The sequence below is a fragment of the Novosphingobium sp. genome (genome assembly GCF_041905565.1).
Classification (GTDB): domain Bacteria; phylum Pseudomonadota; class Alphaproteobacteria; order Sphingomonadales; family Sphingomonadaceae; genus Novosphingobium.
Window position 1 is genome coordinate 1 of record NZ_JAYRKX010000035.1, and the last position, 6,257, is coordinate 6,257.

Sequence of the window (6,257 nt, forward strand, 5' to 3'; positions counted from 1 at the left end):
GTATGGCCGAACTCAACCAATCCATGATCGAGGAGGAAAATCAGCCACTACACATCACCGCAAAGGCCGCCTGACGATGACCCAGGGCCACCGCCGAAATTACACCACGTTGACGGACGTGACCAATTAGCAGGCCACCCTCCTCAACCATGCGCCAATTGACGCGGCCGCCATTGACCTCTTCGATCTCATCGAACGTCAGTTCTTGAATGCCGTCAGCAAAGACGGCACCACCATCCATGTAAGCCATACACTCTCCTTCACAGTTATGTATTGAGCCAAGCACGAGTCGCCTGTGTTCGGCTCAATGTGAATATCCTGCCCCCCCCCCCCGGATGTCAACAGACATTTCGATCCGCGCCGGATCAATTTTCCAACGCTGTTTCAGGCGTTTCGCAAGCCGATTTCCCTTCCGAACGCGGCGTCAATCCGGTACATATGTACCGGTACATACCTTGCTACATAATTCGGTGATTGACGGCAGATTTCCGTGGTTTTTGGCAGAAAATCGAAGTCAGCATCTTCTCCCGTAGGGGTCACCATCCAGCAGCGCTGGTGGGCATTTTCATTCCCCCCAGCGTCATGCCTGATGGTGGCAGTGCCCAACCGGCCCTGCGCCGCTACCGCTTGGGCGGCGGCGGCGTGACAGTCCGGGCCGAATCGACCAGCAATTCCGCACCGTTGACCAGCAGCGCCTCGTCCGAGGCGAGATACAGCACGGCATAGGCCACCTGGCGCGGATCGCCCGCGTGGGGGCTTTGCGGCTCCAGTCCCAGATCGGCGCGCATCGCCCGCAGCATCGGGGTATCGGTTACGCCGGGGTGGACCGAATTGCAGCGAATCCCGTTCTCGGCATTCTGACAGAACACCGCGACCGATTTGGTCAGCGATCGCACCGCGCCCTTGGAAGCACTGTAGGCCACCCCGCCCGCTTCGCCGCTGTGCGAGGCGACCGAGGCGATGTTGACGATTGCCCCGCCGCCGCTGCGCGCCATTTCGCGCACCGCCATGCGGCAGCCCAGGAACGGCCCATCGGCGTTGACCGCCTGGATCCGGCGATAGTCGGCATAGGTCACATCGGCGATCGAGGCCGGAATCTGGATCGCGGCGTTGTTGACCAGGATGTCGATTCGCCCGAATCGCGCGGTGACCGTGCGGGCCAACTCGTCCCAGTCCGCCTCGCTTGATACGTCATGGCGCAGGAACAGCCCCGGCGTGGCAAGCTCCGCGACCAGTGCCTGCCCTTCCGCTTCGGCCAGATCGGCCACCACCACGCTGGCCCCTTCTTCGGCCAGCAGGCGCGCGGTGGCCGCGCCGATGCCCATCGCCCCGCCGGTGACAACCGCGACCTTGCCCTGAACCCGTCCCATCATGTGCCCTTTCAAACCAGCGGTTCGCCGGCGCGGAATGCGCGGGCGATGCGATAGAATTCGTCGTCAGGCCAGGGCAGGCTGTGGGCGCCCTGCGGCCAGGCGGCATAGGGCGTGGTGGCGGGCACCGCGCCCGAAAAGTCGGAAATCCCGCGCCGCAGCACGATCCGCCATTCGCCGTCGCGCCGTTCCAGCACGTCGATGTAGCGGCCTTCGAAAAAGGCGTCCTCCTCGCCCGAACCGCTGGCGGCGGGGCGGCGGTGGTGGGCGAAATAGTGGCTTTCGGCCAGCGCCCGGTCGCCCTGCACTTCGATCAGCACGTTGGACACGTGGTGCGCGGCCTGCAGGCAGCGCTCGATGATCGGCACGGCATAGTCGATGAACCCGGCGGACGGCCCCTTGTAGCCGCCGTGCCAGGTGATCGCGTCGGGCCAGTAGCAGGCGCGCATCCCGTCGAGGTCCTTGCGGTCGTTGGCGCGGGCGCCGGCATGGATCAGGTCGGCAATCGCCTGCTTGGCTTCCAGCAGGTCAAGCCGCCGGGCAATATCATCAAGGGTCATCGTGCTGCTCCGCGCTGGGGAATGGTGATCGGGCAGGACAGTTCCATGTCCAGCACCGCGTTGATCCGGCCGATCGCCAGCCACTTGGCGACACAGGTGCTCAGCTCGACGATCTCGCCGGGGGTGAACGCGCTGGTCAGGTCCTGCCAGAACGCCGCGTCGAAGCTGGCCTTGCCCGCGGCAAAGCGCTCGGCAAAGCCGATCGCCAGTGCTTCGCGCTGGGAATAGCGCCCGCGCCGGGCCGGATCGTCGACATCGGCATAGAACGCCTCGTCGATGCCCAGTTCGGCCATCTCTTCGGGCCGGGCCTCGCTGCACGGCAGGCAGCCGTTGATATGGGCAATCCGCATCCGCGCCGCTTCCAGCTCGCGCAGCGGCAGGGTGGAACCGGCCTGCACCGCCTGGCCAAAGGCCTGGACGGCGGCCCCCAGCGCCGGCCGCAGCGACCACATCCGCGCGGTCATTTCCCCTGGCCCGTCGGGCAGCTCGATTTGTGGCATGACCTCTCCTTTCCTGCACATGGTTGCAGAATTGGATAGGCCTCTCAATGAAAATCGCGCGACCTGGGAATGATCCTGGCCTGCCGGGGATGGCCGGCGCGGTGAACCGGCTGCGGCCCGCGCTGGCCCTGCACCGGGCGGGCAACGTGATCGGCGCGGTCCACCTGCCGGGGCAGCAGATCGTCCGACAGCGCGTGCAGCGCGGGCGTGGCATCGGCCAGGCGGGTGACGATCACGTGGGTCACCTCGTCATCGTATTCGACGCGGCCCTGCACTTCCATCAGCCGCGCGGCCATGATCACCTGGCGCTGGCGCTCCATCACGTCGGGCCAGATCACCAGGTTGACCACCCCGGTCTCGTCCTCCAGCGTGATGAAGCACACCCCCTTGGCCGATCCGGGGCGCTGGCGGATCAGCACCACGCCCGCCACCTGCACCGCACTGCGGAACTTGCGGCTGCGCAGGTCGGCCGCGCGGATGAAGCCGCGTTCGGCCAGATCGGCGCGCAGGAAGGCCAGCGGATGCGCCTTCAGCGACAGGCGCTGGGTCTGGTAATCGGCCACCACTTCCTCGGACAGGGGCATGGCCGGCAGACGGGTGAGCGCGCGCTCTGCCCCTTCATCGCGCGCCTGCATCGCGGCGAACAGCGGCAACTCGGGCGCGGCGATCAGGCTGCGCGCGTCCCACAGCGCCTGCCGCCGGGTCAGCGCCAGCGATGCCATGCAGTCCGCGCTGGCCAGCCGTTCGACCAGCGCGGGCGACAGGCCGGCCCGATCCTTGAGCTCGCGCACGTCGCGGAACGGCCCGCCCTCGGCCCGCGCCGCGACAATCCGCGCCGCCGCCGCCTCGGCAAAGCCATCGACCTGGCGCAGCCCCAGCCGCAGCGCGGCCGCATCGCCCTGCCCTTCCAGGCTGTTGTCCCAATCGCTGCAATTGACGTCCACCGGCAGCACCCGCACCCCATGTTCGCGCGCATCGCGCACGATCTGGGCCGGGGCATAGAACCCCATCGGCTGCGAATTGAGCAGCGCGCAGGCGAAGGCCGCCGGGTAATGGCATTTCAGCCAGGCCGAGACATAGACCAGCAGCGCAAAGCTGGCGGCGTGGCTTTCGGGAAAGCCATATTCGCCAAACCCCTTGATCTGGTTGAAGCAGCGCGCGGCGAAATCTGGGTCATAGCCGCGCGCGATCATCCGGCCGACCATCATGTCCTCCAGTTCCGCCACCATCCCCCGGCTGCGGAAAGTCGCCATCGACTTGCGCAGGCGGTTGGCCTCCGCCCCGGTGAACCGGGCCGCGTCGAGCGCGATCTTCATCGCCTGTTCCTGGAAGATCGGCACCCCCAGCGTGCGGCCCAGGATGCTGGTCAGCTCGTCCGGCGGGCCGTGCTGCGGCCCCGGGGCGGGGATTTCCACGCGCTCCTCGCCCCGCCGCCGCTTGAGATAGGGGTGGACCATGTCGCCCTGGATCGGTCCGGGGCGAACGATCGCCACTTCGATCACCAGGTCATAGAAGCAGCGCGGGCGCAGGCGCGGCAGCATGTTCATCTGCGCGCGGCTTTCCACCTGGAACACGCCGAGCGAATCGCCCTTGCACAGCATGTCGTAAACCATGGGATCCTCGCGCGGGACGGTAGCCAGGGTCAGCTGCTGGCCGTGATGCGCGCCCAGCAGGTCAAGGCACTTCCTGATGCAGGTCAGCATCCCCAGCGCCAGCACATCGACTTTCAGGATGCCCAGCGCGTCGATGTCGTCCTTGTCCCATTCGATGAAGCTGCGCTCCGGCATGGCGCCATTGCCGATCGGCACGGTTTCGGTCAGCAGCCCGTGGGTCAGGATGAAGCCGCCGACGTGCTGCGACAGGTGGCGCGGCATGCCGATCATCTGCTCGGTCAGCGCCAGCACCCGCCGCAGGTGCGGGTCCGACAGGTCCATGCCGGTTTCGGCGGCGTGCTTTTCCCCGATCGAGCGGCCGTAGCTGCCCCAAACCGTGCGGGCGAGCGCACCGGTAACATCTTCCGACAGGCCCATCGCCTTGCCCACCTCGCGGATCGCCATGCGCGGGCGGTAATGGATCACCGTGGCGCACAGGCCCGCGCGCTGGCGGCCATAGCGGGCGTAGATGTACTGGATCACCTCCTCGCGCCGTTCGTGTTCGAAATCGACGTCGATGTCGGGCGGTTCGTTACGATCCTCGGAAATGAAGCGGTCGAACAGCAGCGCGTGCCGGGCCGGATCGACCGCGGTGATTTCCAGGCAATAGCACACCGCCGAATTGGCCGCGCTGCCGCGCCCCTGGCACAGGATCGGCGGGTCCTGCGCCCGCGCGAAATCGACGATGTCCTTGATGGTCAGGAAATAGCGCGCCAGCCCCAGCTTGCCGATCAGGTCCAGCTCGCGCCGCAGCGTCGCGGCCACGGTTTCGGGCACGCCGCCGGGATAGCGCCCCGCCGCCCCGGCCCAGGTCAGCTGTTCCAGCCAGCCCTGCGGCTCCAGCCCATCGGGGCAGATCTCCTCGGGATACTCGTAACGCAGCTCCTCAAGGCTGAAGCGGCACCTGTCCGCCAGCTCGCGCGCGGCCTCCAAGGCGTGAGGCCAGGGTGCGAACAGCCGGGCCATCTCCTCCGGCCCCTTGAGGTGACGTTCGGCGTTGGGCTGGAGCAGGTGCCCGGCCTGGGCCACCGTGGTCTTGTGGCGGATCGCCGTCATCACGTCATGCAGCGGGCGGCGGTGCGGGGCGTGATAGAGGGGCAGGTTGCTGGCCAGGATCGTCATGCCCTGCCCCCGCGCCAGGGCATCGAGCCGCGCGATCCGCGCCAGATCATCGCCGGTGTAGAGATAGCTGGCGGCCAGATGCCGCAGCGTGGGCAGCTGCGCGGCCAGGTGTGGCAGCAACTCGGCCCAGGGGGCGGTCAATTCGGCCTGTCCAGGCGCGCTGGCTGCGCCCAGGGCGACCACGTTGCTTTCCACCGGGATGGTCAGCACCGCGTCGAGATCATCCGGGGGCAGCAGCACCAAGTGCACCCCCTCGGCATGCGCCGCCAGCATGGTCAGGCTGATGTCGCAGGCGCCCTTGTCCTGCCATTCGCCGTCAAGCCGCGCCATCCGCCCGGCCGAAATCAGGCGGCACAGCCGGCCATAGGCGGCGCGGTCCTGCGGATAGGCGAGGAAGGCCAGCCCCTCGACCGTTTCGATCCGGCAGCCGATCACCGGGCGCAGGCCCAGCGCCTTGGCCTCGACATGCAGGCGCACCACCCCGGCCATGGTGTTGGCATCGGCAATCCCGATCGCGTCATAGCCCAGCCCGCGCGCCGTGGTGGCGAGGTCCACCGCGTCAGACGCGCCGCGCAGGAACGAAAAGCAGCTGACCAGCCCCAGTTCGACGAACGGCGCGGGGGTCGGCGGCGGCAGATCGGCGGGTTCGGCGTGGCGGCGCGGCGGGGTCAGCGGGGCCTCGGGCATGGCTAGCCGCACAGCCCCTGCAGGAACCATTCGGGCACCCCGCCGCGCCCGTCATCGGGCAGGCCCGCGCGGTAGATCCAGTAGCGGCGGCCCTGCCCGTCCTCGATCCGGTAGTAATCGCGCAGCCGCGTGGTGCCGCGTTCGCGCCACCATTCGGGCGCGATCCGCTCCGGCCCTTCGGCGCGGGCAATCTCGTGGACTTCGCCGCGCCAGCGAAACAGGCGCGGCAGGCCATCGGGGCTGGCATAGAGCACCGCGATCGGTTCCGGCCGGTCGAGCAGTTTCAGGGGGCGTTCCTTGCCAGCCTCACGGCTGGAAGCGGCACCGGCCCGCTCCCCCACCCGGCCACCCAGAGCATACCATTCC

6 protein-coding genes are annotated in these 6,257 nt (G+C 67.9%); all 6 read right to left on the reverse strand.

Features of this window, described 5'->3' with window-relative positions; all coding sequences use genetic code 11:
* Nucleotides 1–40 precede the first annotated feature (40 nt).
* The gene (locus ACE3N9_RS16370; RefSeq protein ID WP_374285535.1) at nt 41–250 is read right to left on the reverse strand and encodes a hypothetical protein; all 210 of its coding nucleotides are present in this window, start codon (nt 248–250) and stop codon (nt 41–43) included.
* Nucleotides 251–620: 370 nt separating this feature from the next.
* On the reverse strand, nt 621–1,373 hold the full coding sequence (locus tag ACE3N9_RS16375; RefSeq protein WP_374285536.1) for an SDR family oxidoreductase: 753 nt from the start codon (nt 1,371–1,373) through the stop codon (nt 621–623).
* A gap of 8 nt (nt 1,374–1,381) precedes the next feature.
* Nucleotides 1,382–1,930, reverse strand: coding sequence for a nuclear transport factor 2 family protein (locus tag ACE3N9_RS16380; protein WP_374285538.1), 549 nt, complete (start codon nt 1,928–1,930; stop codon nt 1,382–1,384).
* Complete coding sequence (locus ACE3N9_RS16385) at nt 1,927–2,430, reverse strand: carboxymuconolactone decarboxylase family protein (RefSeq protein ID WP_374285540.1); 504 nt, start codon at nt 2,428–2,430, stop codon at nt 1,927–1,929. Before ACE3N9_RS16385 ends, ACE3N9_RS16380 begins: the two co-directional genes overlap by 4 nt.
* Nucleotides 2,431–2,474: 44 nt before the next feature.
* Nucleotides 2,475–5,891 (reverse strand): error-prone DNA polymerase, encoded by a 3,417-nt coding sequence (locus ACE3N9_RS16390; protein WP_374285542.1) that lies wholly within the window; start codon nt 5,889–5,891, stop codon nt 2,475–2,477.
* 2 nt (nt 5,892–5,893) lie between these two features.
* Nucleotides 5,894–6,257 (reverse strand): DUF6504 family protein (locus ACE3N9_RS16395; RefSeq protein ID WP_374285544.1); only part of this gene is annotated, 364 nt, incomplete at its 5' end.

Coding starts and splice junctions, on each gene's coding strand:
- ACE3N9_RS16370 (WP_374285535.1), bottom strand. CDS start 250: ATGGCTTACATGGATGGTGGTGCCGTCTTTGCTGACGGCATTCAAGAA.
- ACE3N9_RS16375 (WP_374285536.1), bottom strand. CDS start 1,373: ATGATGGGACGGGTTCAGGGCAAGGTCGCGGTTGTCACCGGCGGGGCG.
- ACE3N9_RS16390 (WP_374285542.1), bottom strand. CDS start 5,891: ATGCCCGAGGCCCCGCTGACCCCGCCGCGCCGCCACGCCGAACCCGCC.
- ACE3N9_RS16380 (WP_374285538.1), bottom strand. CDS start 1,930: ATGACCCTTGATGATATTGCCCGGCGGCTTGACCTGCTGGAAGCCAAG.
- ACE3N9_RS16385 (WP_374285540.1), bottom strand. CDS start 2,430: ATGCCACAAATCGAGCTGCCCGACGGGCCAGGGGAAATGACCGCGCGG.